Origin of the sequence: Pseudoxanthomonas fibrivorans (genome assembly GCF_041464125.1) — a bacterium.
Taxonomy (GTDB): domain Bacteria; phylum Pseudomonadota; class Gammaproteobacteria; order Xanthomonadales; family Xanthomonadaceae; genus Pseudoxanthomonas.
Genome location: NZ_JBGNUG010000001.1, coordinates 293,776 through 317,459, shown reverse-complemented (window position 1 = coordinate 317,459; position 23,684 = coordinate 293,776). Strand labels below are relative to the sequence as shown.

Sequence of the window (23,684 nt, the reverse complement as noted above, 5' to 3'; positions counted from 1 at the left end):
CCCCGCAGGCAGCCATGATCGAATTCGGACACCTGACCCACGTCGGCCTGCGCCGCCAGCTCAACGAAGACACCTATTACGGCGACAGCGAACTCGGCCTGTGGCTCGTGGCCGACGGCATGGGCGGGCACGCCTGCGGCGAGGTGGCCAGCGCGCTGGCGCGGGAAACGATCGTCCGCGAGATCCGCAGCGGCACTCCGCTGGCCCAGGCCATCCGCATCGCCGACGAGGAAATCATCCGCGTCTCGCGCCGGCGCAACGACGCCCTGCCCATGGGCACCACGGTGGTCGCCGCGCGGGTCCAGGGCCAGCGTTTCGAGGTGGCCTGGGTGGGCGACAGCCGCGCCTACCTCTGGCGCGACGGCAAGCTGGCCCAGCTCAGCCAGGACCACAGCTACGTGCAGGACCTGATCGCGCAGGGCACGCTGACCCCGGAGCAGGCGCGCTCCCACCCGCACCGCAACGTCGTCACCCAGGCCCTGGGGGTGACCGACCCCACCCACCTGAACGTGTCGACGATGGCCGGCGAGCTGCGCCCGGGCATGCAGCTGCTGCTGTGCAGCGACGGGCTAACCGAGGAAGTGGACGACCGCCACATCGCCAGCACCCTGGCCGAACAGGACTGCAGCGCCCAGGAATGCGTCGACACGCTGGTGGCCGCGGCCCTGGACGGCGGCGGCTCGGACAACGTCACCGCGGTGCTGGTGCGCTGCCAGTAGCCGCCAGGACCTCCCTGCCGTGGATCAGGCGGGCTCGGCTTCGACCATCGCCGGCGGCTCGACCGCCAGGTCCCACGCGGCGCGGCCGGCCTTCTTGCGCAGGGTTTCCAGCCGCCTGGCGTGCGCGGCGGCCTCCTCGGCAGACGCGCTGATGCGCGGCCGGGCACCGCTCGCCGGGGCTAACGTCGCGACCGTCGCCGGGCGGGCGATGGCTGCCTGCACGTCGCCGAAGCCGATCTCCTCCTGGCCGGAGGTCAGGGCGATGTACACGTCGGCCAGGATCTGGGCGTCGAGCAGTGCGCCGTGCAGCTGGCGGTGCGAGTTGTCCACGCCCAGCCGCTTGCACAACGCGTCCAGCGAATTGCGCTGCCCCGGGTAGCGCTCGCGCGCCAGCAGCAGCGTGTCGACCACGCTGGCGCGGTCGGTGATCCGCCCGTAGTGGCTTCCGGCCCGCGACAGTTCGTTGTCGAGGAAGCCCAGGTCGAAGGCGGCGTTGTGGATGATCAGCTCGGCGCCGTCGATGTAGGCGAGAAACTCGTCGACCACGTCCTCGAACGCCGGCTTGTCGGCCAGGAACTCGAGGGTCAGCCCGGTCACTTCCTGCGCGCCGGGCTCGAAGTCGCAGTCCGGCTTCAGGTAGCGATGGAAGTTGCGTCCGCTCGGGCGCCGCTCCAGCAACTCCACGCAGCCGATCTCGACCACGCGGTTGCCCTTCTTCCATTCCAGCCCGGTGGTTTCGGTATCGAGGATGATCTGGCGCATGCGCGGTCAGTGTACCGCGCCGGTGTCTCGCACCCGCTGCGCCGCGGTGCGTGCCAGCACGTCCACCCGCTCGTTGTCGGGGTCGCCGTTGTGGCCCTTGACCCAGCGCCAGTCGATCCGGTGCCGGCCGGCCGCCGCGTGCAGGCGCTCCCACAGGTCGCGGTTCTTGACCGGATCGCCGCCGGCGGTCTTCCAGCCACGCCGCACCCAGCCGGCCATCCATTCGGTGATGCCCTGGCGCACGTACTGTGAGTCGGTCTGCAGCATCACCTCGCACGGCTCGCTCAGCGCCTCCAGGCCCATGATCGCCGCCATCAGCTCCATGCGGTTGTTGGTGGTGTCCGGCTCGCCGCCGGCCAGCTCGCGCTCGTGGGCTTTGTAACGCAGCAGCGCGGCCCAGCCCCCCGGGCCAGGATTGCCGAGGCAGGCGCCGTCGGTGTGGATCTCGATCTTCTTCATTGTCTCCCTGTCGTTGCTCATGCGGCTGGCGCGGTACCACGGCGCCAGGCCGGAGGCGCCGGCACCACCGGCGCCAGGCCGCGCTTCTCGGCCACGATCACCCGGCACGCCCGCAACGGCCACGCCGAGGCCTGCGCGCCCTCGACCTTCGCCATCCGCCAGCTCGGACCGATGAAGCAGGCCGTGTCGATCTGCATGCCCTGCGCGCGCAGGTGGTGCTGCCAGGCCGCGCCCGCCGCCGGCAGGTCGCGCGGAGAGCGCCACCGGTACGGACTCCACGGGTTGACCAGGAACAGCCACAGGCGGCCGCCATCGACCAGCACGCGTGCGCACTCCTCGACCAGCACGGCCGCATCGCGCGCGCCCGGATGCTGGAGCACCACGTCGCCCAGGCAGTCGTTCGGCAACGGCAACGGCAGGCCGCAGCGCACGGTGCCGGCGTAGCCGTCCGCGTGCTCGTGCAGCCGCAATCCACGCGGTGGCGGCGTGGGCCAGTCGCCGGCGGCCGTGGCGGCAGGCGCCAGCCACAGCCACGGGCGCGCAGGCCGGCTGGCGAGGTTGGCGTCCAGCCATCGACGCTCTTCAGCCAGCAGCCACTGCGCCTCCCTCCCACTGAACCGGATCGAGGCGCCGGGTTGACGGCTGGGCGCGGCGGCGGGCATGGTCGCGATTCTATGCGACTGAGCCTGCTGCCGGCATTCGAGGACAACTACATCTGGGTCCTCCGGGACGCAGGGCGCGCGCTGCTGGTCGATCCGGGCGATGCGGCGCCGGTGCTCGCGGCGGCCGAACGGGGCCTGGAACCGGCCGCCATCCTGCTCACGCACCATCATCCCGACCACTGCGGCGGCGTGCCGGCGCTGCAGGAACGCTGGCCCGGCCTGGACGTGTTCGCACCGGACGACCCACGCATCGAGATCGACTGCGACCGTGTCGGCGACGGCGCGTCGTTGCAGGTGCTGGGGATGCGCGTGCAGGTGATGGCCACGCCCGGGCATACGCGCAGCCACGTCGCCTACCAGGTGGACGGCCACGTGTTCTGCGGCGACACGCTCTTCAGCCTGGGGTGCGGGCGGATGTTCGAAGGCACTGCCGCACAGATGCACGCCTCGCTGCAGCGGCTGGCCGCCCTGCCCGATGACACCCGCGTCTGCTGCGGGCACGAATACACCCTGGCCAACGCCGCGTTCGCACTCGAGGTCGAGCCGGACAACGCCGCGCTCGGCCGGCGGCGCGCCGAAGCCGCGTCGCAACGCGCGGGAGGCATGCCCACCCTGCCGACCACCATCGCCAGCGAGCGTGCCTGCAATCCCTTCCTGCGCTGCGACCTGCCCGGAGTGCGCGCGTCGGCGGCACGCCGGACGGGGCGGACACCGGGCGATTCAGTGGAGACGTTCGGCATGCTCCGCGCGTGGAAGGACACGTTCCGCGCATGAGCCGCACATCGTCCTTCGTGGCCGGCGGCCTGCTGGCCGCCGCGCTGTCGGCCTGCGGCACCACCCCGGCGCCACGGCCGGGCGCCGTTCCGCCGGGCCCGCCCGAACCCTCCGCGCGCGAAGCCCCGCCGTCCGTGACCGCCACTCCGCCGGCGTCGGGCCCTGCCACGGTCGCGGCTGAACCTTCGTCCCGCGACACCGGCCTGGCGATCTACCAGGATTTCCGCGCGGGACTGGCCGAACCGCAGTGCGGCAACGCGCAGGCACGGTGGCGCAAGCACTTCGCCCACGCGCCGCGCCGCGTGGGCGACCCGGCAACCGACACCCTGCCGTTGTTCGGCTACGTGGTGCAGACCCTGCGCGAGGCCGGCCTGCCGACCGAGTTCGCGCTGATTCCGTTCATCGAAAGCGGTTATGCACCGGGCGCCCGCAGCAAGGCCGGGCCGGCGGGCCTGTGGCAGTTCATCGCGATCACGGCACGCAGCCATGGCGTGCGCGTCGAGGCGGGATACGACGGGCGCCTGTCCCCGGCAGAATCCACGCGCGCCGCGGCGAGCTACCTGAAGTCCCTGCACCAAAGGTTCGATGGCAACTGGCGCCTGACCGCCATGGCCTACAACGCCGGCGAATACCGCGTGCTGCGTGCCCTCAACGGCAGCGGCGGCAACGCAGCCGAAGCCACGCCCGCCAGCATCAAGGGGCTGCCGGCGGTGACCTACGCCTACGTGGAGAAGCTGCACGCGCTTGCCTGCCTGCTCGAGGAAGCGGGCGAACAGCCGCAGTGGCGCGCGGCGCTGGAGACCCCCGTGCCGCGGCTGCATGCCGTGCCGCTCGACGACGCGCGCTCGCTCGAGGCGTGGGCCAAACGCAACGACCAGGACGCGGCGACCCTGCGGCGCCTCAACCCGGCACTCGCCGGCCACTGGCCCAGCCGGGGGGCGCCATGGGCGCTCGTGCCGGGCACGGGCCAAGGCCTCCCCGCGGCGCAGGCGCCCGACCCGGGCGCGGACGCGGATGCCCCGGATGGCCCCGTGCGCAGCCACACGGTACGCAAGGGCGAATCGGCCTGGAGCATCGCGAAGCGCTATGGCGTGCCAACCCGCCGGCTGCTGGACCTCAACGGCCTCAAGGCCGACAGCGTGCTGCGCCCGGGCATGGTGCTCCGCCTGCAGTAGCCGCGTCCTGCGCATGCGTGGGCAGGACGCACCGGATCGCGGCCGCATCCGGGGATGAAGAAAGGGCGCGGTCTCCCGCGCCCTTGCAGTTCGAGTCCGGGCCGGCACTCCGGCCGGCGCGCCCTCCCTGGGCTTACAGCTGGCTTTCCTGCACCACGACATCGAAGCTCTTGCGGATCTCGCGCACGTAGCCGTCGACCGCGGCCGCGCCATCGATCTGGGCCAGCTGGTCGCGCAAAGCCTTGCGCTGCTCGGCCTGCAGCTCGGCCGGGTCACCCGGATGGACCGCAGTGACCGTGAACAGCGCGAAGCGTCCGTCCGGCATCGCGAAACGGCCGGCGGCAGGCTTGCCCTCCGCCGGAGGCGTAACGGCGAAGATCGCGCGATTGGCTTCCGGCGAGGGCGCGGGCACGCCGCGAGGCAGGCCGGGAAGCGGCATCACCTGGGTGCCGGCCGAGGCGGCCACCTCGGCGAACGACTCGCCGGCCTGCAGGCGCTTGACCAGTGCATCGGCAGCGGCGGCGGCGGCCGCCTGCTGGCGATCGGCCCGCACCGCGGCGACGACCTGCTCACGGACTTCTTCCAGCGGGCGGGGCTGCTCGGGGGTGTGCTCGAGCACGCGGATCACGACCGCATGTTCGGGACCGAGCTGGATCGGATCGCTCGCGGTGCCGTCCTCGATCAGGTTCTCCGAGAAGGCGGCCTTCTTGACCTCGGGCGACGCGCCGATGCCGAGCGTGTCCTCGCGCGTGAACGGTCCGAGCTTCTGCACCTGCAGCCCGACCTGTTCGGCGGCCGGCGCAAGGGACGAGGGATTCTGGTAGACGAGGTCGGTGAGCCGCCCGGTGAGGTCGCTGAAGGCACGCTCGCGGTCCGCCTGGGCCTGCTCGCGCGCCAGCTCCTCGCGTGCCTGCTCGAAGGCGACCTGCGCGCCCGCCTTCAGCTCGCGCAGCTGCAGCACGTGGTAGCCGAAGTCGGTCTTCACCGGGCCACGCACCTCGCCTGCCTGCATCGCGAACAGCGCTTCCTCGAACGGCGCGACCATCGCCCCGCGCTCGACCCAGCCCAGGTCGCCGCCGCTGTCGCGCGAACCCGGGTCTTCCGAGTTGGCCCTGGCCAGCGCCGCGAAATCGGCGCCCGGCGCGCGGGCCTGGTCGGCCAGGCGCTGCGCCTTCTCTTCGGCGGCCTTGCGCGTGGCTTCGTCCGCACCCGCGTCGACGCGGACCAGAATGTGCGACGCCAGTCGCTGCTCGGGCTCCACGAAGCGCGCCCGCTCTTCTTCGTAGCGCTTGCGGAGCGTGGCATCGTCGGCCGCCGGTGGCGCCGGCAGGCGGCTTCCGTCGATCTCGACGTATTCGATCGTGACCGACTCCGGCCGGGTGAAGTCGCCCGGGTGGGCGTCGTACCAGGCCTTGATGGCGTCCGCGCCGACCTCGGCCGTGTCGACGGGCACCGCGGGCAGCAGCGCCAGTTCGACGTCACGCTTCTCGCCGGACAGGCGCACGATGCGATCGAATTCGGCGTCGGTCACGAACGCGGAGGTACCGAGCGCAAGCGGGATCAGCGACTGCTGGAGCGACTCGCGCACGAGCTGCTCGAACTGCGTGGGCGTGCGCGCGGGCACCTGCGAGGACAACGCGAGCTGGTAGCGGTTCGCGTCGAACTTGCCATCCACCTGGAACGCCGGGATCGAGGCGATGTACTCGCGGACTGCGTCGTCGCCGACCACCACGCCGGCCCGCTCCGCCGCCAGCTGCAGCGCCTTCTCGTCGATCAGCTGGTCGAGCACCTTGCGCTTGTTCTCCATGGTCTCGAACGCGCGCGGGTCGAAGGCCTCGCCCTGCGCCTGGCGCTGGTTCATGCGCTCCTGTTCGAAACGTTGGCGGAACTCGTCTCCGCCCACCTCGCGGTGTTCCCAGAGCATCGAGGCCGGCCACCACTTCGGGGCGCCCTTCCACCATGTCGGCGGGGCCTTCACCTGGGCCACGTTGTTGGCACCGACGCCGCCCAGGTAGCTCTGGTCGATGACGAAGAGGAACGGGACCATCAGCAGCGCGATGATGATCGTGGCGACCCAGCCCGATGTCCGTTCGCGGAGTTTCTGCAGCATTGTTGCCAGCCTGGTGGTTAAGCGACGAAAGGTAAGCGGCGCAGTGTAACCCGTCGTGGCCGGCGCCGGTGCCGGTCGGATCCGCCCCTGCCAGGGCCCGGATGCGGCAGCCGTGGGGCGCCTGGCCGCACCGGAAAGAGAAAGGGCCCCTGGTTTCCCAGGGGCCCTTTCGGATAGTGGCGGAGTGGACGGGACTCGAACCCGCGACCTCCGGCGTGACAGGCCAGCATTCTAACCGACTGAACTACCACTCCGCGCTAAGACCGCTATTGTAAGGTGATTCGCGCCATTTGCGCCAGACCACCCGACAAATTTTTTATTCTCTTCTCGCGCCGCCTAGGCTGGTGGGTGCTGAGGGTTTCGAACCCCCGACCCTCGCCTTGTAAGGGCGACGCTCTACCGCTGAGCTAAGCACCCGGGTGCATGCACCCTGCCATCGGCAGCGGGTCGATTAGTTTACAGCGTCCTTCAGGGCCTTGCCAGCCTTGAACGCCGGATTCTTCGAGGCCTTGATCTTGATGGTCTCGCCGGTCTTCGGATTGCGGCCGGTACGGGCGGCGCGCTTGCGGACCTGGAAAGTGCCGAAGCCCACCAGCGTCACGGCGTCGCCCTTCTTCAGCGCCTTGGTGACGCTGTTGATGACCGCGTCCACGGCACGGGCGGCCTCGGCCTTGGTGACTTCGGCTTCGCTGGCAACGGCGTCGATCAGATCGGTTTTGTTCATTCTTCTGTGCTCCCTGTGCGGCCGCGCCGCGAGATGGGTGACCGGGTCCGCGCGATGCGGGCGTACCCGAGTGGTCCAGTGCCACCGCACGGTCAGGCCGTCGGCGGGTGGGCCCGTTATACAGGTCGCCGGGCCCTTGCGGCAAGCCGGAAATGCAGCAACGGCGCGGGTTTTGCGCCCGCGCCGTTGCATTTCCAGCCTCGCGAGTCAGTGCTTTACGCCGGCCTGATCTTCGGCGGGACGCTGGCGGCGTCCGCCCGCCTTGCCGCTGCGCCCGGCCTTGCCCGATGCAGGCCGCAGCGCGCGCTCGAGCGCCAGGTCGAGGACCTCGTCGATCCAGCGCACCGGCACGATCCGCAGGCCTTCGGTCACGTTGGCCGGAATGTCGGCCAGGTCCTTGCGATTCTCCTCAGGGATCACCACGGTGCGGATACCGCCGCGCAGCGCCGCCAGCAGTTTCTCCTTGAGCCCGCCGATGGCGGTCACTTTCCCACGCAGGGTGATCTCGCCGGTCATGGCGATGTCCGCGCGGACCGGCACCTTGGTCAACGTCGACACCAGCGCGGTCACCATCGCGATGCCGGCGCTGGGGCCGTCCTTCGGAGTGGCGCCGTCCGGCACGTGCAGGTGGACGTCGTGCTTCTGCAGGAAGTCGGTTTCGATGCCCAGCGCCTCGGCGCGGGCCCGCACCACCGACAGCGCGGCCGACGCCGATTCCTTCATCACGTCGCCGAGCTGCCCGGTCAGGATCAGCTGGCCCTTGCCCGGCACCAGCGTCGCCTCGATCTGGAGCAGGTCGCCGCCGACCTCGGTCCAGGCCAGGCCGGTCACCAGGCCGATCTCGTTCTGCTCCTCGGCACGGCCGTAGTCGAAGCGGCGCACGCCCAGGTACTTGTCCAGGTTCTTGGCCGACACCTGCACCAGCGCGGCCCTGGGCTTGCGCGCCGCCGCCTTCTTCGAGACCTTCTTGACCGGCTGCGGACCGCGCAGCGCGATCTCCTTGACCACCTTGCGGCAGATCTTGGCGATCTCGCGCTCAAGGTTGCGCACGCCGGATTCGCGCGTGTAATAGCGCACGATGTCGCGCACGGCGTCCTCGGCGATCGACAGTTCCTCCGGCTTCAGGCCGTTGGCCTTGAGCTGCTTCGGCACCAGGTAGCGCAAGGCGATGCTGAGCTTCTCGTCCTCGGTGTAGCCGGGGATGCGGATGACCTCCATGCGGTCCAGCAGCGGACCCGGGATGTTCAGCGAGTTGGACGTCGCCACGAACATCACCTCCGACAGGTCGAGATCCACCTCGAGGTAATGGTCGTTGAAGGAGTGGTTCTGCTCCGGGTCCAGCACTTCCAGCAACGCCGAGGACGGGTCGCCGCGGAAATCCATCGACATCTTGTCGATCTCGTCGAGCACGAACAGCGGGTTCTTCGTGCCGACCTTGTTGAGGTTCTGCACGATGCGGCCGGGCATCGAGCCGACGTAGGTGCGGCGATGGCCACGGATCTCGGCCTCGTCACGCACGCCGCCCAGCGACATGCGCACAAATTTGCGGTTGGTGGCCTTGGCGATCGACTGGCCCAGCGAGGTCTTGCCCACGCCCGGCGGGCCGACGAGGCACAGGATCGGGCCCTTCATCTGCTTCACGCGCGACTGCACCGCCAGGTACTCGAGGATGCGTTCCTTGACCTTGTCCAGGCCGTAGTGGTCGGCATCGAGCGTGTCCTGCGCGGCCTTGAGGTCCTTGCGCACCTTGCTGCGCTTCTTCCACGGCACGCCCAGCAGCCAGTCGAGGTAGTTGCGCACCACCGCCGCCTCGGCCGACATCGGCGACATCTGCTTGAGCTTGTTGAGTTCGGCACGGGCCTTGGCCTCGACCGCCTTGGGCATGCCGGCCTCCGCGACGCGGCGCACCAGCTCCTCCATCTCGCCCGGCGTGTCGTCCAGGTCGCCCAGTTCCTTCTGGATCGCCTTCATCTGCTCGTTGAGGTAGTACTCGCGCTGGCTGCGCTCCATCTGCGACTTGACCCGGCCGCGGATGCGCTTCTCCATCTGCTGGACGTCGATCTCGCCCTCGACCAGGCCGACCAGCAGCTCCAGGCGTTCGCCCACGTCGGCGCTTTCCAGCAACCGCTGCTTGTCGGCCAGGCGCACGCCGATGTGCGCGGAAATGGTGTCCGCCAGGCGACCGGGCTCGTCGATGCCGGACAGCGTCTGCAGCAGCTCCGGCGGCAGCTTGCGGTTGGTCTTGACGTACTGCTCGAACAGGCTGGTGAGGGTGCGCGCGACCGCTTCCACCTCGCGGTCGCTGCGGCCGCTGCCCGCCTCGACCAGTTCGCCCCGTCCGTGCAGCGCGCCGTCCCGCTCGGCGATGCGGTCCACGTGCACGCGGGCGGTGCCTTCCACCAGCACCTTGATCGTGCCGTCGGGCAGTTTCAGCAACTGCAGGACCTGGGCCAGCGTGCCGACCGCGTACAGGTCCCCGGCCTCCGGGTCATCGGTCTCGGCCGACTTCTGCGCGACCAGCAGGATCTGCTTGTCGGATTCCATCGCCTGCTCCAGCGCACGCATGGACTTGTCCCGGCCGACGAACAGCGAGATGACCATGTGCGGGAACACCACCACGTCGCGCAGGGGCAGGACGGGCAGCTCGAGGGCGTCGGATCGGGTGCGTGACATGGAAACTCCGGAACATGGGGGCGACGGCCGGGGCCGTCCTCGCTCCGTTATGGGGGCAAGGCTCGGGCGATGCAAGAAGCGGCGACTTTTCCCTTTGGTATCATGCAGATGCGAGAAGCCCCGGTCTGGCCGGGGCTTCTTCACACGATGAACCAGCGTGCCGCCATCACTCCGCCGACGCGACCTTGGGAGCGGCCGGCGGGGTCTGGTAGATCAGGTACGGGTCGGTCTTGTGCTCGATCACCGATTCGTCCACCACCACCTTGCTCACGTTCTCCTGCGACGGCAGGTCGTACATGGTGTCCAGCAGGACCGACTCGACGATCGTGCGCAGGCCGCGGGCGCCGGTCTTGCGCTTGAGCGCCTTCTTGGCGATTGCCGACAATGCGTCCGGACGGAACTCGAGCTCCACGCCCTCCATCTCGAACAGCTTCTTGAACTGCTTGGTGATGGCGTTCTTGGGCTCGGTCAGGATCTTGACCAGCGCCGGCTCGTCCAGCTCCTCCAGGGTCGCCACCACCGGCAGGCGGCCGACGAATTCCGGGATGAGGCCGAACTTGATCAGGTCTTCCGGCTCGACCTCGGCCAGCAGCTTGCCGGTGTCGGCCTTGCGCGCCTGGCTCTTCACCTTGGCCCCGAAGCCGATACCGCCGGCCTCGGTGCTGCGCTGCTGGATGATCTTGTCCAAGCCGGCGAACGCGCCGCCAACGATGAACAGGATGTTCTTGGTGTCCACCTGCAGGAATTCCTGCTGCGGATGCTTGCGCCCGCCCTGCGGCGGCACGCTGGCCACGGTGCCTTCGATCAGCTTCAGCAGCGCCTGCTGCACGCCTTCGCCGGACACGTCGCGGGTGATCGACGGGTTCTCGCTCTTGCGGGAAATCTTGTCGATCTCGTCGATGTAGACGATGCCCTGCTGCGCCTTGTCGACGTCGTAGTCGCACTTCTGCAGCAGCTTCTGGATGATGTTCTCCACGTCCTCGCCGACGTAGCCGGCTTCGGTCAGCGTGGTCGCATCGGCGATCGTGAACGGCACGTTGAGCAGCCGCGCAAGCGTCTCGGCCAGCAGCGTCTTGCCCGAGCCGGTCGGACCGACCAGCAGGATGTTGGACTTGGCCAGCTCCACGTCCTCGTTGCGCTGGCGGCTCTCGATCCGCTTGTAGTGGTTGTACACGGCCACCGCGAGCGTCTTCTTCGCCCGCTGCTGGCCGATCACGTACTGGTCCAGGACCTCGAGGATCTCGCGCGGCTTGGGCAGCGAACTGCGCGCCGATTGCGCCTTCTCCTCGAGCTCCTCGCGGATGATGTCGTTGCAGAGCTCCACGCATTCATCGCAGATGAACACGCTCGGGCCCGCGATCAGCTTGCGCACCTCGTGCTGGCTCTTCCCGCAGAAAGAGCAGTAGAGGATCTTGTTGCTGTCGCCGGAACGGCCTTGCCGGTCTTCGCTCATGCTTCGTTTTTCCAGTATCGCAGCCCGCTGGGACGGACTCCGGTTCGAGAATAGCACAGGGCCGGAACCGCGCCAGCGGCGCGCCGGGCCCCGATATATGGAGCCGCGGACCGGCCCTCGGGGCGGTCCGCGGAGGTTCGGCGGACCGTGGTTCAGCCCGCCTGGATGGACTCGTCCGGGCGACGCTCCAGGACCTCGTCGACCAGGCCGTAGGCCTTGGCTTCGGCGGCGCTCTTGAAGTTGTCGCGCTCGGTGTCCCGGGCGATGGTCTCGATCGACTGGCCGGTGTGGCTGGCGAGGATCTCGTTCAGCCGGGCGCGCATGCTCAGGATCTCGCGCGCGTGGATGTCGATGTCGGTCGCCTGGCCCTGGAAGCCGCCGAGCGGCTGGTGGATCATCACCCGCGAATTGGGCAGTGCGTAGCGCTTGCCCGGGGCGCCGGCAGCCAGCAGCACCGCGCCCATGCTCGCCGCCTGGCCCACGCAGATCGTGCTCACGTCCGGCTTGATGTACTGCATGGTGTCGTAGATCGCCATGCCGGCCGTGACCAGGCCGCCCGGCGAGTTGATGTACAGGCTGATGTCCTTCTCGGGGTTCTCGGCCTCGAGGAACAGCATCTGGGCGATGATCACGTTGGCGACATGGTCCTCGACCGGGCCGACCAGAAAGATCACCCGCTCCTTCAGCAGGCGCGAATAGATGTCGTAGGCGCGCTCGCCGCGGCTGGTCTGCTCGACCACCATCGGGACCAGGTTGAGGGCTTTGGTCGGGATCATGCTCATTGGTGCGTACGCTCCTGGGCGTGCCGTGTCGGGGGCTGGGCGCCGGCCTTCCGGACACCCTGGGGCAGCATAGCGGGCGCGGCGGTCAGGCCGCACCCGCCACCGCCGTCATCCCCGGATCGCTTCCTGGAACGACAGCGGCGTCTCGGTGTGCTGGGCGCGCTCGGCGATCCAGTCGATCACCTGCTCTTCCATCACCCGGTTCTGCAGTCCCTGCATCAACTGGGGATCGTTGCGGTACATCTCAATGACCTGCTCCGGCTGCTCGTAGGTCGAGGCGATCAGGCGCAGGGTTTCGTTCACCCGCTTCGGGTCCAGGCGCAGGTCGTGGCGGCGGGCCACCTCGCCGACCAGCAGGCCGGCCAGGACCCGCTTGCGTGCGGGCTCGAGGAAGGCCTCGTGGGCGTTGGCCGGGGGCTGCCCCGGGTCGCGGCCGCCGCGGCGGATCTGCTCCAGCTGCTGGGCCAGCATGCCGCGCGCCTCGTTCTCCACCAGCCGGGGCGGCAGCTCCACGTGGGCCCAGGTCGAGGTCAGCTGCTCGCCGACCTCACGGCGCAGGCGCGCCATCAGCGCACCCTTCAGCTCGCGCTCGAGGTTGCTGCGGATGTCGTCGCGGAACTTGTCCATGTCGCCGCTGCGCACGCCGAAGCTCCTGATGAAGGCGGCATCGACTTCCGGCAGCACCGGTTCGGAGACCTGCGACAGGGTCACGTGCACCTGGGCGGTCTTGCCGGCCAGCTGCGGCTGGCGCCAGCCCTCCGGGAAGGCGACGTCGATGATCGTCTCCACGCCCGCCTCGAGCCCGACCAGCGCATTCTCCAGCGCCGGCAGGAGCTGGCCCGAGCCGATCGCGGTGGTGAACGGCTCGGAGCCTTCCGCCGGCTGGCGGAAGTCGTCGATCCGGGTCCACAGCGAGCCGGTAACCAGGTCGCCTTCCTTCGCGGCGCGCTCGACCTTGCTCCAGGTCCGGCGCTGCACGCGCAGGTTTCCGATCATCTGCTCGATGTCGGCATCGGTGACTTCGGCGGTGTTGCGCACGACGGTCAGCTTGGAGACATCGACGTCGCCGAAGTCCGGCACCACTTCGAAGGTGGCGACGAATTCCAGTTCGCCCTCGCCCGCGCGATCGATGCGCGGATTGCCGGCCAGGCGCAGGTCGTGCTGGCGCACGGCCGAATCGAAGGTCTGCCGGACCATGCCGCCGAGCACCTCGGCCTTGACCTGCTCGCCGTAGCGCTGCTCGATCACCTTGGCCGGCACCTTGCCGGGGCGGAAGCCCTTCATCTTCGCGGTGCGCGCGATCTCGCGCAGGCGGCCGCTCACGGTGGACTCCAGCTGATCCGCCGGCAGGCTGAAGTTCATGCGACGCTCGAGGTTGCCGGTGGATTCGACGGAAACTTGCATGGTGGTCTGGCTCCTGCGGCCGGGGCTCCTGCCACGGCGGAAAATCGACGGGTTTGTGGGGTCGGGACGCGGCTTCCGGCCGCCCCTGCGGAACGCGCTAGTTTCACCTATCGGCCGCGCCCGCGCCAGCCTGCGGGCCCGGGCGCCATTGACAGCCCCGGCGTGCTTCACGAACAATAGCCGGCCTTCCAGGGAGCCTCCGGGCGCCCGGGAGCCGGGCCCGGCGGGCCGGAATTCGAGGGCGATGCCGGACCGACCCAGCACACCGGGGTATAGCGCAGTCTGGTAGCGCGCCTGCTTTGGGAGCAGGATGTCGGGGGTTCGAATCCCTCTACCCCGACCATTCCGCCGCCAGGCGGTCGATGTGATACCGAGTTGTGCGCCCGTAGCTCAACCGGATAGAGCACCGGCCTTCTAAGCCGGCGGTTGCAGGTTCGATTCCTGCCGGGCGCGCCATCACGGGCTCCGGCGGACGCGGTTCAGAGTTGGTTTTTCGGTGGTGGCTGTAGCTCAGTTGGTTAGAGTACTGGATTGTGATTCCAGTGGTCGGGGGTTCGAATCCCCTCAGCCACCCCACTTGTTCGACGCGGCGCACGCCGCGGAGCTTGCCAGGAAAGCGGAATCCGCTAGAATGCGCAGCTCGGTTGTAATCGAGTTGTTCGGGGCCGTTAGCTCAGTTGGTAGAGCAGCTGACTCTTAATCAGTAGGTCCAAGGTTCGAATCCTTGACGGCCCACCATCCCGAGGAAGCGCCCGGCATCGCCGGGCGTTTTCGTTTCCGCCGCCGGCCGGGCGGCGCGGCTAGAATGCGGGCGCGTTCGCGAAAGTGGCGGAACTGGTAGACGCACTGGATTTAGGTTCCAGCGGGTAACCCCGTGAGGGTTCGAGTCCCTCCTTTCGCACCACCGCGCGCCCTTCCAGGCCACCGGCGGCCAAGACACGTGGCGCGTATCCCCGGCAGGCCACACCGGCCGGGGAACCATCACCGGCCGAGGCTTCCGCCGCACACCGTGTCGTGCCTGTCCGCGGTCGCCGGGGATCCGCACACCGCGCCATGGGCGCACCGGCGGCTGACTTCCTTGCGCCTCGCCGGGGGCTGGGGCTCCCCGTGTATGCTTGGATCCATCCGACAACACTCTATGGAGCAGCGGCATGCGCAGCGGCAATCCCGCCCTCAAGGAATCGACCTTCCTCGACCTCGGCAGCGGCGCGGTGGTTTCACGCGACGGCGGGGCGATGACCCTGACCGGCACCAGCAACAAGACCGGCCTGCTGCTGTTGCTGGCCGTGCTCACCGGCAGCTGGTCCTGGAGCCAGGCCTTCGGCGCCGACGGCGCGGTCAACCCGGCGATCGGCATGTACCTGTGGGGCGGCGTGCTCGCCGGCTTCGCGCTGGCGCTGGTGACCATCTTCAAGAAGACCTGGGCACCGGTCACCGCGCCGCTGTATGCGCTGGCGCAGGGTGTGTTCCTCGGCGCGATCTCGGCGATGTACGACGCGCGCTTCAACGGCATCGTCATGCAGGCGGTGCTGCTGACGATGGGCACCCTGTTCGCGATGCTGTTCGCCTATCGCAGCGGCCTGATCAAGGCCACCGAGAACTTCAAGCTGGGCGTGGTCGCCGCGACGGGCGGCATCGCCCTGGTGTACCTGGCCTCGATCATCCTGGGCTTCTTCAACATCCAGATCCCGCTGATCCACGAGTCGGGCATCGTCGGCATCGGCTTCAGCCTGTTCGTGGTGGTGATCGCGGCGATGAACCTGGTGCTCGACTTCGACTTCATCGAGAACGGCGTCGAGCAGGGCGCGCCCAAGTACATGGAGTGGTACGGCGCGTTCGGGCTGATGGTCACGCTGGTCTGGCTGTACCTCGAGTTCCTGCGCCTGCTCTCCAAGCTGCAGTCGCGCTGACCAGGGCGCCGGGGGCAAGAAAAAGGGCGCCGATGGCGCCCTTTTTCGTTCCCGCGCACGACGCCCGGGCTACAGCCGGCTGGCGATCGCCCTGGCGAAATCCATCGTGCCCGCGCTTCCGCCGAGGTCGCCGGTCAGCGAATCCTTCGCTTCCAGCGTGGCCACGATCGCCTTGCGCAGGCGCTCGGCGTTCTGCGGCTGGCCGATGTGGTCGAGCATCTGCGCGGCCGCCAGCAGCAGCGCGCAGGGGTTGGCGATGCCCTTGCCGGCGATGTCCGGGGCGGTGCCGTGCACCGCCTCGAAGATCGACGCGTGCTCGCCGATGTTGGCGCCCGGGGCCAGTCCGAGGCCGCCGACCAGGCCGGCACACAGGTCGGAAATGATGTCGCCGAACAGGTTGGTGGTCACGATGATGTCGAACTGCTCGGGACGCATCACCAGCTGCATGCAGGCGTTGTCCACGATCATTTCCTGGAATTCGATGTCCGGGTACTGCGCGGCCACTTCGCGGGCGACGTTGAGGAACAGGCCCGAGGTCGACTTGATGATGTTGGCCTTGTGCACCGCGGTGACCTTCCTGCGGCCGGTGCTGCGGGCCAGCTCGAAGGCGTAGCGGACGATGCGCTCGGAACCCTTGCGGGTGATGCGGGTGCCGGAGATCGCGGTCTGGCCGTCGGCCGACACCTCCTGGCCCTCGGCCAGGTAGGCGCCCTCGGTGTTCTCGCGCACCGTGATCAGGTCCACGCCGTCGCCGAAGCGCGACTTGGTGTTCGGGAACGACTTGGCCGGGCGCACGTTGGCGTACAGGTCGAAATGCCGGCGCAGGCTGACGTTGATCGAGGTGAACCCGCCGCCGATCGGGGTGGACAGCGGGCTCTTGAGCGCGACGGTGTTGCGGGCGATCGAGTCCAGCGTGGCCTGCGGCATCAGGTCGCCGTGCGTCTCCAGCGCGGCCACGCCGGCGTCGGCGAATTCGTACTCCAGGCCCGCGCCGAGCTGGTCGAGCACGTACAGGGTCGCGTCCATGATCTCCGGGCCGATGCCGTCGCCGCGGATGACCGTGATCTTCTGGGTCATGGGTGTTTGTCCGGAACAGGCGCACGGACCATGGCGGCCCGGGCGCGGGGGGAAGAAAGTTGTTGGTGAAATTATGCCCGATCGGCGCCCGATCCCCTACCTCGACCTTGGGAGGGGCCGCCCGCCGCTGCCTCCGGCACGGGGCCCGGGCGGCCGCTCAGCCGTGATCGTGCGCCGGGACCGCCGACGGCTCGCCGGCCTCGAGCCGGTCGAGGAAATCCACCGCCCGGCGCAGGTGCGGGATGACGATCGAACCGCCGACCACCAGCCCGACCGAGAACGTCTCGAAGAACTCGTCGCGGCTGACCCCGGCGTCCTTGCACTGCGCCACGTGGTAGCTGATGCAGTCGTCGCACCGCAGCACCAGCGAGGCCACCAGCCCCAGCAACTCCTTGGTCTTCACGTCGAGGGCGCCGGCCTGGTAGGTCTGGGTGTCCAGCGCGAAGAAGCGGCGCACCACCTGGTTCGGCTCGGCCAGGATCCGCTGGTTCATCCGCTGGCGGAACTCGGTGAACTCGCGGACGCGATCCCCGCCGCCGGTTTCGCCGCCGGTCTCCCCGCCGCTCACGCCGCTCCCCCGGACGCCTGCCCGTCGAGCAGCGGCAGGAGCCGCCCGGCCCGGTGCAAGGCCATCATGTCGTCGTAGCCGCCCACGTGGACGTCGCCCACGAAGATCTGCGGCACGCTGGTGCGCCGCGCGAGGTCGATCATCTTTCGCCGTTCCTCCAGGTCCAGGTCGACCCGCACCTCGGTCCATTCGCGGCCCTGGCTCTTCAGGAAGTTCTTCGCCGCGACGCAATAGGGGCAGACGGCGGTGGAGTAGATGACGATCTGGGGAAGGGACGACGACACGGGAAACTCCGCGGGACGGAAGGGGTCTGACCGAATATGGTAGCGGCGTGGTCCGGTCCAGCCTGCACGGATGGAACACAGCGGGTTAACGACCGATTCACGCGCGTCGTCCCGCCCGCGCCCATGCTCGCCCCACCCGTTCAGCCTTTCCGGAGGATCCGTCTTGCGCACCGTGCTGCTGGCTGCCGCCCTCGCCCTCTCCCTGGCTCCCATGCGGGCGCCGGCGCAGGAGGAGCCGCGCCTGCCCGACATCGGTTCGTCGGCCGGCGACGTGCTGACCCCCGCCAGGCAGGCGGAGTACGGGGCGATGATGCTGCGCGAACTGCGCAACTACGGCTACCTGCTCGAGGACCCGCTGCTGGATGACTGGCTGCAGACCATGGGCAACCGCCTCGGCGCGAACAGCGACCGGCCGGAGCAGCCGTACACGTTCTTCATGCTCCGGGACCGCCAGATCAACGCGTTCGCCACGCTCGGCGGCTACATCGGCATGAACGCCGGCCTCGTCCTCACCGCGCAGCGGGAAGACGAGGTGGCCGCGGTGCTGGCGCACGAAGTGGCGCACGTCACCCAGCAGCACGTGCTGCGCGGCGTCGAGCGCGCCCAGCGCGACCAGATCCCGATCCTCCTGGGCATGCTCGCCGCGATCGTGGCCGCCCAGGCCGCCGGCGGCAGCTCGTCGGGTGACGCCACCCAGGCGGCGGTCGCCAGCGCGATGGCGCTGATCCAGCAGAACCAGATCGACTACACCCGCTCCAACGAATCGGAAGCCGACCGGCTCGGCATCCGCACCCTGTCGCGCAGCGGCTACGACGTCGATGCCATGGCCGGCTTCTTCGAGCGCATGTCCTTCGCCATGCGCGGCAACGAGGGCGGCTACACGGCGCCGGACTACCTGCGCACCCACCCGGTCAACACCACGCGCATCAGCGAGGCCAAGCAGCGCGCGGAGCAGCTCAAGCGCGGCTCGGTGACCGCGGTGACGTCCGTGCCCGGCGGCGGCGAACGCGTCGAAAGGCTGGACCCGTTCAAGGTCCAGGCGCCACCGCCGGCCAGCACCAACCCGCTGCTGCCGGCGGGGTTCCGCCTCGAGCCGTTCGACCCCACGGCCGAGGCGGCTGGCAGCCAGTTCGCGTGGGCCCAGGAACGCCTGCGCGCCCTGACCGCGAACACCCCCGATGCGGCGATCCGCGAGTATGAATCGCTGCGGCGCGCCAGCCCCGAGGGGCTCAGCGATGCGCAGGCCTACGGGCTGGAGCTGGCCCGACTGGCCCGGCAGCCGGCCGCCGCGGCCGCCGGGCTGGCCCGCCTGCTCGACCGCCACCCCGACAACCTCTGGATCGCGCTGGCGCTCGGCGAGGCCGAGTCCCGCTCCGGCCAGGGCGCCCAGGCCAACCGCCGCTTCGACGAACTGCTGCGGCGGATGCCGGGCCACCGGGCCGTGGTCCTGACCTATGCCCGCACGCTGGTCGAGCAGGGCGGCGCCGATGCCGGACGCCGCGCCCAGGAGGTGCTGAGGCCCCTGCTCTCCCGTTCCGCCGGCGACCCCGTCTTCCAGCAGACGTTCGCCCGCGCCGCAGAGCTCGCCGGCGACACCAGTCGTGCCGCCGAGGCCTATGCGGAGGCCGCGTTCCTCAACGGCCGCCCGGAGCAGGCGCTGATCCAGCTGGAAACACTGAAAAAGCAGGGTGGCCTGGACTACGTCTCCCGGGCCCGGGTCGATGCGCGCATCGTCGCGATCACCCCGACCGTGCTGGAGCTCCGCCGCCAGGGCATCCGCGACCCCGACATGCAGCGGCGCTGAGCCGCCATGCCGGCGCCGCTGTCACAATTCGGTCATCGGACGGTAGTCTAATCCCGGCCGTCCCCCCAACTCCGGGAAAGCCGTGCAGAAGCAGATCCTGATCGTCGACGACGAACCCGCGATCCGGGACATGGTCGCCTTCGCCCTGCGCAAGGGCGACTACGCGCCGGTGCACGCCGGCGACGCGCGCGAGGCCCAGGCCGCGATCGCCGACCGCGTCCCCGACCTGATCCTGCTGGACTGGATGCTGCCGGGCACCAGCGGGCTGGAGCTGGCCCGGCGCTGGCGGCGGGAGACGCTGACCCGCGAGGTGCCGATCATCATGCTCACCGCCCGCGGCGAGGAGAACGACCGGGTCGGCGGGCTCGAAGCCGGCGTCGACGACTACGTGGTCAAGCCGTTCTCGGCGCGCGAGCTGCTGGCGCGCATCCGCGCGGTGATGCGCCGGGCGCGCGAGGACGACGAGGACGGCAGCGTCGCGGTCGGCCCCCTGCGCATCGACGGCGCCGCCCATCGCGTGTTCGCCGGCGAGGCGGCGGTGCCGATCGGCCCGACCGAGTACCGCCTGCTGCATTTCTTCATGACCCATCCCGAACGCGTCTACAGCCGCGCGCAGCTGCTCGACCACGTATGGGGCGGCAGCGTGTACGTGGAAGAGCGTACGATCGACGTGCACATCCGCCGCCTGCGCAAGACCCTGGAGCCGTTCCGCGTCGAGAACATGGTCCAGACCGTGCGCGGCGCCGGGTACCGCTTCTCGACCGCGACCTGAGGGCGCAGGACGCGCCGCACCGGATGACCGACGACCCGACCTTCCCATCCACGCGCATCCGGGGCACGACGACCGAACAGATGCCGCCGCACCTGCGTGCGGCCTGGCGCCGGACGCTGGCCGTGCTGGCCGGGCTGCTGGCCGGCGCGACCCTGCTCGGCCTGGCGGTCGGCCAGACCGGATGGGTGCTGGCCGGCACGGCGCTCGGCGTACTGGCCTGGCACTACTGGCGGCTGCGCCGGGTGCTGCTGGGCCTGACCGCGCGCCGGCGCTGGGAACCCGCGCGCGGGCAAGGCGCCTGGAACGAACTCGACCACCTGCTGCATCGCAGCCAGGTGGAGATGCGCGCGCGCAAGCGCCGGCTGCTGGACATGCTGCGCGCCTACCGCGCCGCGGCCGCCGCGCTGCCCGACGCGGTGGTGGTGGTGGAACGCAACACCCAGCGCACCATCTGGTTCAACCGCGCGGCCACCGACCTGCTCGGCCTGCGCCATCCGCGCGACCTCGGGGTGCCGGTGGTCGAGCGGTTGCAGCCGCTGCCCCTCGCGCGGTGGCTGGCCGCCGGGCGCAACGCCGAGCCGATGCTCGACGCGCCCTCGCCGGTCGACGACAGGCTGCGGCTGAACCTGCGCCTGATCCCGTACTCGGAGGACTACTGGCTGCTGGTCGCCCGCGACGTCAGCAAGCTGCTGCGCCTGGAGCAGATGCGCCGCGACTTCGTCGCCAACGTCTCCCACGAACTGCGCACCCCGCTCACCGTCGTCCACGGCTACCTCGACATGCTCGACCCGGCCGACTTCCCGCCGTGGCAGCCGATGCTGGCGGAGATGCAGAAGCAGTCGCAGCGGATGACGCGCCTGGTCGAGGACCTGCTGACCCTGTCGCGGCTGGAGTCGCGCGACAGCCTGCCCGAGGAGCCGGTGGCGATGGCGCCGATGCTGGCCACGCTGCGCCGCGAAGCCGAGGCCTACAGCCAGGGCCGGCACGCGGTCGAGGTGCATGACCGCGCCGGCTGCGACCTGCTCGGCTCCACCCAGGAACTGCACAGCGCCTTCTCCAACCTGGTCACCAACGCGATCCGCTACACGCCGGCCGGCGGCCGCGTCGACGTCGAATTCGCCCGCACGGCCGAGGGCGGCGCCATCCTGTCGGTGCGCGACACCGGCTACGGCATCCCGGAGGCGCACATCCCCCGCCTGACCGAGCGCTTCTACCGCGTGTCCAGCAGCCGCTCGCGCGAAAGCGGCGGCACCGGCCTGGGCCTGTCGATCGTCAAGCACGTGCTGGGACTGCACCAGGCGCGCCTTTCGATCCAGAGCACGGTCGGCCAGGGCAGCGTGTTCGCCTGCCATTTCGGTTCCGAACGCGTGCAGGCGCGGCAGGAAGATCCCCTCGCCCTGCCCGCGGCCGAACCCGCCACCCGCTGACATGCCAGTGCCCACCTCCATGGACAACGACAGCCGACTCCCCGACCACGCACCCGGCGCGCACGAGCACGAGCCTCACGGCGACGCCCTGCGCGACCCGGCGCTGTACCTCAACCGCGAGCTGTCGCAGCTGGATTTCAACTTCCGGGTGCTGGCCCAGGCGCAGGATCCCGAGGTCCCGCTGCTCGAACGGCTGCGCTTCCTGTGCATCTCGTGCACCAACCTGGACGAATTCTTCGAGATCCGTGCCGCGACGGTGCGCCATGCCCTGGACCTCGGGCTGCCGGCGCAGTCGGACGGCATCGCCCCGGCGCGGCTGCTCGACCTCATCCACGACCGCGCCGCGGAGCTGGTCGACGCCCAGTACCGTTGCTGGAACGAGGTGATCCGCCCGGCGCTGGCCGACGCGGGCATCGGCATCCTCGGCCGTCACAGCTGGAACGCCCGCCAGCGCCGCTGGCTGCGCGCGTACTTCCGCAACAAGGTCATGCCGGTGCTGTCGCCGCTGGGCCTGGATCCGTCGCATCCGTTCCCGCGCATCCTCAACAAGTCGCTCAACGTGGTGGTGGTGCTGGAGGGCATGGACGCGTTCGGCCGCCCGGGCCACCTCGCCATCGTCCGCGCGCCGCGCTCGCTCAGCCGCATCGTCGAGCTGCCGCCGAGCCTGGCCGGGAAGGGCAAGCAGGCCTTCGTGCTCCTGTCGACGATGCTGGCCGCGTTCGTCGACGAGATGTTCCCGGGCATGACCGTCCGCGGTGCCTACCAGTTCCGCGTGACCCGCAATTCCGAACTGGTGGTGGACGAGGACGAGGTGGAGAACCTGGCCTCGGCCCTGCGCAGCGAGCTGGTCGGGCGCGGCTACCGGCCGGCGGTGCGGCTGGAGATCGCGCACGACTGCCCCAAGCCGATCGTGCGCACGCTGCTGCAGAACTTCGAACTGGGCGAGAACGCGGTCTACTACATCGACGGCGCGGTCAACCTCAACCGGGTGATCCAGGTCTACGACCTGGTCCAGCGCCCCGACCTCAAGTATCCGCCGTTCACCCCGCGGACCCGGCTGGACGACGACAACATCTTCAAGACCGTCGCCCGCGGCGACGTGCTGCTGCACCACCCGTTCGACTCGTTCTCCGGCGTGCTGGAGCTGCTGGCCCAGGCCGCGGTGGACCCGGAGGTGCTGGCGATCAAGCAGACGCTCTATCGCACCGGCAAGGATTCGGCGATCGTCGATGCCCTGGTCCAGGCCGCGCGCAACGGCAAGGACGTGACCGTGGTGGTCGAGCTGCGCGCGCGCTTCGACGAGGACGCCAACCTGGGCGTGGCCGACCGCCTGCAGGAGGCGGGGGTGCAGGTGGTGTACGGCGTGGTCGGGTTCAAGACCCACGCCAAGATGCTGCTGATCGTGCGCCGCGAAGGACGGCGCCTGCGCCGCTACGTGCACCTGGGCACCGGCAACTACCACAGCGGCACGGCGCGCGCGTACACCGACCTGAGCCTGATCACCGCCGATGCCGACATCGGCAACGACGTCCACCTGCTGTTCCAGCAGCTGTCCGGGCTGGCGCCCTCGATCCGGCTCAAGCGGCTGCTGCAGTCGCCGTTCACCCTGCACAGCGGCATCCTGCAGCGGATCGAGCGCGAGACCCGGCTGGCGGCGGCCGGCCGGCCTGGCCGGATCATCGCCAAGATGAACGCCCTCAACGAACCGCAGGTCGTGCGCGCGCTCTATGCCGCCTCGCAGGCGGGCGTGCAGATCGACCTGATCGTGCGCGGCGCCTGCACCCTGCGCCCGGGCCTGCCCGGGGTGTCCGACAACATCCGCGTGCGCTCGATCGTCGGCCGCTTCCTCGAGCACAGCCGGGTGTACTGGTTCGGGAACGACGGCCGGCCCGAACTGTACGGCGCGAGCGCCGACTGGCTGGAACGCAACCTGCTGCGGCGGGTGGAGACCTGCTTCCCGGTGCTCGACCCGGCCCTGGTCGACCGCGTGCAGCGCGAAGCCCTGCAGAACTACCTCGCCGACAACACCAACGCCTGGGAGCTGGGCGCGGACGGACGCTACCGCAAGCGCGAACCGGCCCCCGGCGAAGCGCCCTACTCGGCGCAGCTGGCCCTGCTGGAGGCGCTGTAGGGTGGTCGCGCGGG

20 protein-coding genes and 7 tRNA genes are annotated in these 23,684 nt (G+C 69.8%); 13 read left to right on the top strand and 14 right to left on the bottom strand.

Annotated elements, in window-relative coordinates:
• Window positions 1–14: 14 nt before the first annotated feature.
• The gene (locus ACA089_RS01525) at window positions 15–719 is read left to right on the top strand and encodes a PP2C family protein-serine/threonine phosphatase (RefSeq protein WP_372012741.1); all 705 of its coding nucleotides are present in this window, start codon (window positions 15–17) and stop codon (window positions 717–719) included.
• 24 nt (window positions 720–743) lie between these two features.
• Here the strand turns inward: ACA089_RS01525 and dnaQ are convergent, their stop codons facing one another.
• Genes dnaQ through ACA089_RS01510 form a run of 3 tightly spaced genes read right to left on the bottom strand, consistent with a single transcriptional unit; the run spans window position 744 to window position 2,602 of the window.
• The gene (gene dnaQ, locus ACA089_RS01520; RefSeq protein ID WP_372012739.1) at window positions 744–1,481 is read right to left on the bottom strand and encodes a DNA polymerase III subunit epsilon; all 738 of its coding nucleotides are present in this window, start codon (window positions 1,479–1,481) and stop codon (window positions 744–746) included.
• A 6-nt stretch (window positions 1,482–1,487) separates the two neighbouring features.
• Entirely contained in the window at window positions 1,488–1,940 is a 453-nt protein-coding gene (rnhA, locus tag ACA089_RS01515) for a ribonuclease HI (protein WP_372017595.1), read from the bottom strand.
• 17 nt (window positions 1,941–1,957) lie between these two features.
• Window positions 1,958–2,602 (bottom strand): hypothetical protein, encoded by a 645-nt coding sequence (locus ACA089_RS01510; protein WP_372012737.1) that lies wholly within the window; start codon window positions 2,600–2,602, stop codon window positions 1,958–1,960.
• 12 nt (window positions 2,603–2,614) lie between these two features.
• Here ACA089_RS01510 and gloB point away from each other — a divergent pair, with 12 nt between their 5' ends.
• Both gloB and ACA089_RS01500 read left to right on the top strand, forming a co-directional pair.
• Window positions 2,615–3,376, top strand: a complete 762-nt coding sequence (gloB, locus tag ACA089_RS01505) for a hydroxyacylglutathione hydrolase (protein ID WP_372012735.1) — start codon at window positions 2,615–2,617, stop codon at window positions 3,374–3,376.
• On the top strand, window positions 3,373–4,551 hold the full coding sequence (locus tag ACA089_RS01500; RefSeq protein WP_372012733.1) for a lytic transglycosylase domain-containing protein: 1,179 nt from the start codon (window positions 3,373–3,375) through the stop codon (window positions 4,549–4,551). The genes gloB and ACA089_RS01500 overlap by 4 nt, the downstream gene beginning before the upstream one ends.
• Before the next feature lie 133 nt (window positions 4,552–4,684).
• Here ACA089_RS01500 and ACA089_RS01495 read toward each other — a convergent pair whose 3' ends face one another.
• The 8 genes from ACA089_RS01495 to tig form a co-directional block, all read right to left on the bottom strand.
• Window positions 4,685–6,661: a peptidyl-prolyl cis-trans isomerase gene (locus ACA089_RS01495; protein ID WP_372012731.1), complete on the bottom strand. Its 1,977-nt coding sequence runs from the start codon at window positions 6,659–6,661 to the stop codon at window positions 4,685–4,687.
• 177 nt (window positions 6,662–6,838) lie between these two features.
• Window positions 6,839–6,915: transfer RNA gene (locus tag ACA089_RS01490), tRNA-Asp, on the bottom strand.
• A gap of 88 nt (window positions 6,916–7,003) precedes the next feature.
• A tRNA-Val gene (locus ACA089_RS01485) sits at window positions 7,004–7,078 on the bottom strand.
• A gap of 34 nt (window positions 7,079–7,112) precedes the next feature.
• Window positions 7,113–7,577, bottom strand: coding sequence for an HU family DNA-binding protein (locus ACA089_RS01480; RefSeq protein ID WP_372012730.1), 465 nt, complete (start codon window positions 7,575–7,577; stop codon window positions 7,113–7,115).
• Window positions 7,578–7,592: 15 nt separating this feature from the next.
• Window positions 7,593–10,058: an endopeptidase La gene (lon, locus tag ACA089_RS01475; RefSeq protein WP_372012728.1), complete on the bottom strand. Its 2,466-nt coding sequence runs from the start codon at window positions 10,056–10,058 to the stop codon at window positions 7,593–7,595.
• Between the two features lie 166 nt (window positions 10,059–10,224).
• Window positions 10,225–11,511 carry an ATP-dependent Clp protease ATP-binding subunit ClpX gene (gene clpX / locus ACA089_RS01470; RefSeq protein ID WP_372012726.1) on the bottom strand — a complete coding sequence of 429 codons (1,287 nt, stop codon included), beginning with the start codon at window positions 11,509–11,511 and terminating at the stop codon, window positions 10,225–10,227.
• A 152-nt stretch (window positions 11,512–11,663) separates the two neighbouring features.
• On the bottom strand, window positions 11,664–12,287 hold the full coding sequence (clpP, locus tag ACA089_RS01465) for an ATP-dependent Clp endopeptidase proteolytic subunit ClpP (protein WP_372017593.1): 624 nt from the start codon (window positions 12,285–12,287) through the stop codon (window positions 11,664–11,666).
• A gap of 114 nt (window positions 12,288–12,401) precedes the next feature.
• The gene (tig, locus tag ACA089_RS01460) at window positions 12,402–13,697 is read right to left on the bottom strand and encodes a trigger factor (protein ID WP_372012724.1); all 1,296 of its coding nucleotides are present in this window, start codon (window positions 13,695–13,697) and stop codon (window positions 12,402–12,404) included.
• Window positions 13,698–13,963: 266 nt separating this feature from the next.
• On the opposite strand from tig, the gene ACA089_RS01455 reads away from it, so the two are divergent.
• The 6 genes from ACA089_RS01455 (at window position 13,964) to ACA089_RS01430 (ending at window position 15,607) form a co-directional block, all read left to right on the top strand.
• Window positions 13,964–14,040: transfer RNA gene (locus ACA089_RS01455), tRNA-Pro, on the top strand.
• 36 nt (window positions 14,041–14,076) lie between these two features.
• Window positions 14,077–14,153 (top strand) — tRNA-Arg (locus ACA089_RS01450).
• A 43-nt stretch (window positions 14,154–14,196) separates the two neighbouring features.
• Window positions 14,197–14,273 (top strand) — tRNA-His (locus ACA089_RS01445).
• A gap of 86 nt (window positions 14,274–14,359) precedes the next feature.
• Window positions 14,360–14,435 (top strand) — tRNA-Lys (locus ACA089_RS01440).
• An 81-nt stretch (window positions 14,436–14,516) separates the two neighbouring features.
• Window positions 14,517–14,601: transfer RNA gene (locus ACA089_RS01435), tRNA-Leu, on the top strand.
• Window positions 14,602–14,848: 247 nt separating this feature from the next.
• Entirely contained in the window at window positions 14,849–15,607 is a 759-nt protein-coding gene (locus ACA089_RS01430) for a Bax inhibitor-1/YccA family protein (protein ID WP_372012722.1), read from the top strand.
• A 69-nt stretch (window positions 15,608–15,676) separates the two neighbouring features.
• Here ACA089_RS01430 and ACA089_RS01425 read toward each other — a convergent pair whose 3' ends face one another.
• The 3 genes from ACA089_RS01425 to grxC all read right to left on the bottom strand — a co-directional run bounded on the left by ACA089_RS01425 (window position 15,677) and on the right by grxC (window position 17,536).
• Window positions 15,677–16,684, bottom strand: a complete 1,008-nt coding sequence (locus ACA089_RS01425; RefSeq protein WP_372012720.1) for an isocitrate dehydrogenase — start codon at window positions 16,682–16,684, stop codon at window positions 15,677–15,679.
• A 157-nt stretch (window positions 16,685–16,841) separates the two neighbouring features.
• Window positions 16,842–17,177: a carboxymuconolactone decarboxylase family protein gene (locus ACA089_RS01420; protein WP_372017591.1), complete on the bottom strand. Its 336-nt coding sequence runs from the start codon at window positions 17,175–17,177 to the stop codon at window positions 16,842–16,844.
• A gap of 71 nt (window positions 17,178–17,248) precedes the next feature.
• The gene (gene grxC, locus ACA089_RS01415) at window positions 17,249–17,536 is read right to left on the bottom strand and encodes a glutaredoxin 3 (protein WP_372012718.1); all 288 of its coding nucleotides are present in this window, start codon (window positions 17,534–17,536) and stop codon (window positions 17,249–17,251) included.
• 163 nt (window positions 17,537–17,699) lie between these two features.
• Here grxC and ACA089_RS01410 point away from each other — a divergent pair, with 163 nt between their 5' ends.
• From ACA089_RS01410 to ppk1, 4 genes are all read left to right on the top strand, one after another.
• Window positions 17,700–19,340, top strand: a complete 1,641-nt coding sequence (locus ACA089_RS01410; RefSeq protein WP_459077388.1) for a M48 family metalloprotease — start codon at window positions 17,700–17,702, stop codon at window positions 19,338–19,340.
• Between the two features lie 82 nt (window positions 19,341–19,422).
• The gene (gene phoB / locus ACA089_RS01405; protein WP_372012714.1) at window positions 19,423–20,112 is read left to right on the top strand and encodes a phosphate regulon transcriptional regulator PhoB; all 690 of its coding nucleotides are present in this window, start codon (window positions 19,423–19,425) and stop codon (window positions 20,110–20,112) included.
• A gap of 80 nt (window positions 20,113–20,192) precedes the next feature.
• Window positions 20,193–21,539 carry a phosphate regulon sensor histidine kinase PhoR gene (phoR, locus tag ACA089_RS01400; protein ID WP_372017589.1) on the top strand — a complete coding sequence of 449 codons (1,347 nt, stop codon included), beginning with the start codon at window positions 20,193–20,195 and terminating at the stop codon, window positions 21,537–21,539.
• 19 nt (window positions 21,540–21,558) lie between these two features.
• Window positions 21,559–23,670: a polyphosphate kinase 1 gene (gene ppk1 / locus ACA089_RS01395; RefSeq protein ID WP_372017587.1), complete on the top strand. Its 2,112-nt coding sequence runs from the start codon at window positions 21,559–21,561 to the stop codon at window positions 23,668–23,670.
• Window positions 23,671–23,684 lie beyond the last annotated feature (14 nt).

Excerpts from the sequence above, each read along its gene's own strand:
- tig (WP_372012724.1), bottom strand. The coding sequence starts at position 13,697 with ATGCAAGTTTCCGTCGAATCCACCGGCAACCTCGAGCGTCGCATGAAC.
- ACA089_RS01420 (WP_372017591.1), bottom strand. The coding sequence starts at position 17,177 with ATGAACCAGCGGATCCTGGCCGAGCCGAACCAGGTGGTGCGCCGCTTC.
- clpP (WP_372017593.1), bottom strand. The coding sequence starts at position 12,287 with ATGATCCCGACCAAAGCCCTCAACCTGGTCCCGATGGTGGTCGAGCAG.
- ACA089_RS01480 (WP_372012730.1), bottom strand. The coding sequence starts at position 7,577 with ATGCAACGGCGCGGGCGCAAAACCCGCGCCGTTGCTGCATTTCCGGCT.
- ACA089_RS01495 (WP_372012731.1), bottom strand. The coding sequence starts at position 6,661 with ATGCTGCAGAAACTCCGCGAACGGACATCGGGCTGGGTCGCCACGATC.
- gloB (WP_372012735.1), top strand. The coding sequence starts at position 2,615 with ATGCGACTGAGCCTGCTGCCGGCATTCGAGGACAACTACATCTGGGTC.
- ACA089_RS01425 (WP_372012720.1), bottom strand. The coding sequence starts at position 16,684 with ATGACCCAGAAGATCACGGTCATCCGCGGCGACGGCATCGGCCCGGAG.
- ACA089_RS01500 (WP_372012733.1), top strand. The coding sequence starts at position 3,373 with ATGAGCCGCACATCGTCCTTCGTGGCCGGCGGCCTGCTGGCCGCCGCG.
- ppk1 (WP_372017587.1), top strand. The coding sequence starts at position 21,559 with ATGGACAACGACAGCCGACTCCCCGACCACGCACCCGGCGCGCACGAG.
- ACA089_RS01525 (WP_372012741.1), top strand. The coding sequence starts at position 15 with ATGATCGAATTCGGACACCTGACCCACGTCGGCCTGCGCCGCCAGCTC.
- clpX (WP_372012726.1), bottom strand. The coding sequence starts at position 11,511 with ATGAGCGAAGACCGGCAAGGCCGTTCCGGCGACAGCAACAAGATCCTC.
- ACA089_RS01430 (WP_372012722.1), top strand. The coding sequence starts at position 14,849 with ATGCGCAGCGGCAATCCCGCCCTCAAGGAATCGACCTTCCTCGACCTC.
- ACA089_RS01510 (WP_372012737.1), bottom strand. The coding sequence starts at position 2,602 with ATGCCCGCCGCCGCGCCCAGCCGTCAACCCGGCGCCTCGATCCGGTTC.
- lon (WP_372012728.1), bottom strand. The coding sequence starts at position 10,058 with ATGTCACGCACCCGATCCGACGCCCTCGAGCTGCCCGTCCTGCCCCTG.
- rnhA (WP_372017595.1), bottom strand. The coding sequence starts at position 1,940 with ATGAAGAAGATCGAGATCCACACCGACGGCGCCTGCCTCGGCAATCCT.
- phoR (WP_372017589.1), top strand. The coding sequence starts at position 20,193 with ATGCCGCCGCACCTGCGTGCGGCCTGGCGCCGGACGCTGGCCGTGCTG.
- dnaQ (WP_372012739.1), bottom strand. The coding sequence starts at position 1,481 with ATGCGCCAGATCATCCTCGATACCGAAACCACCGGGCTGGAATGGAAG.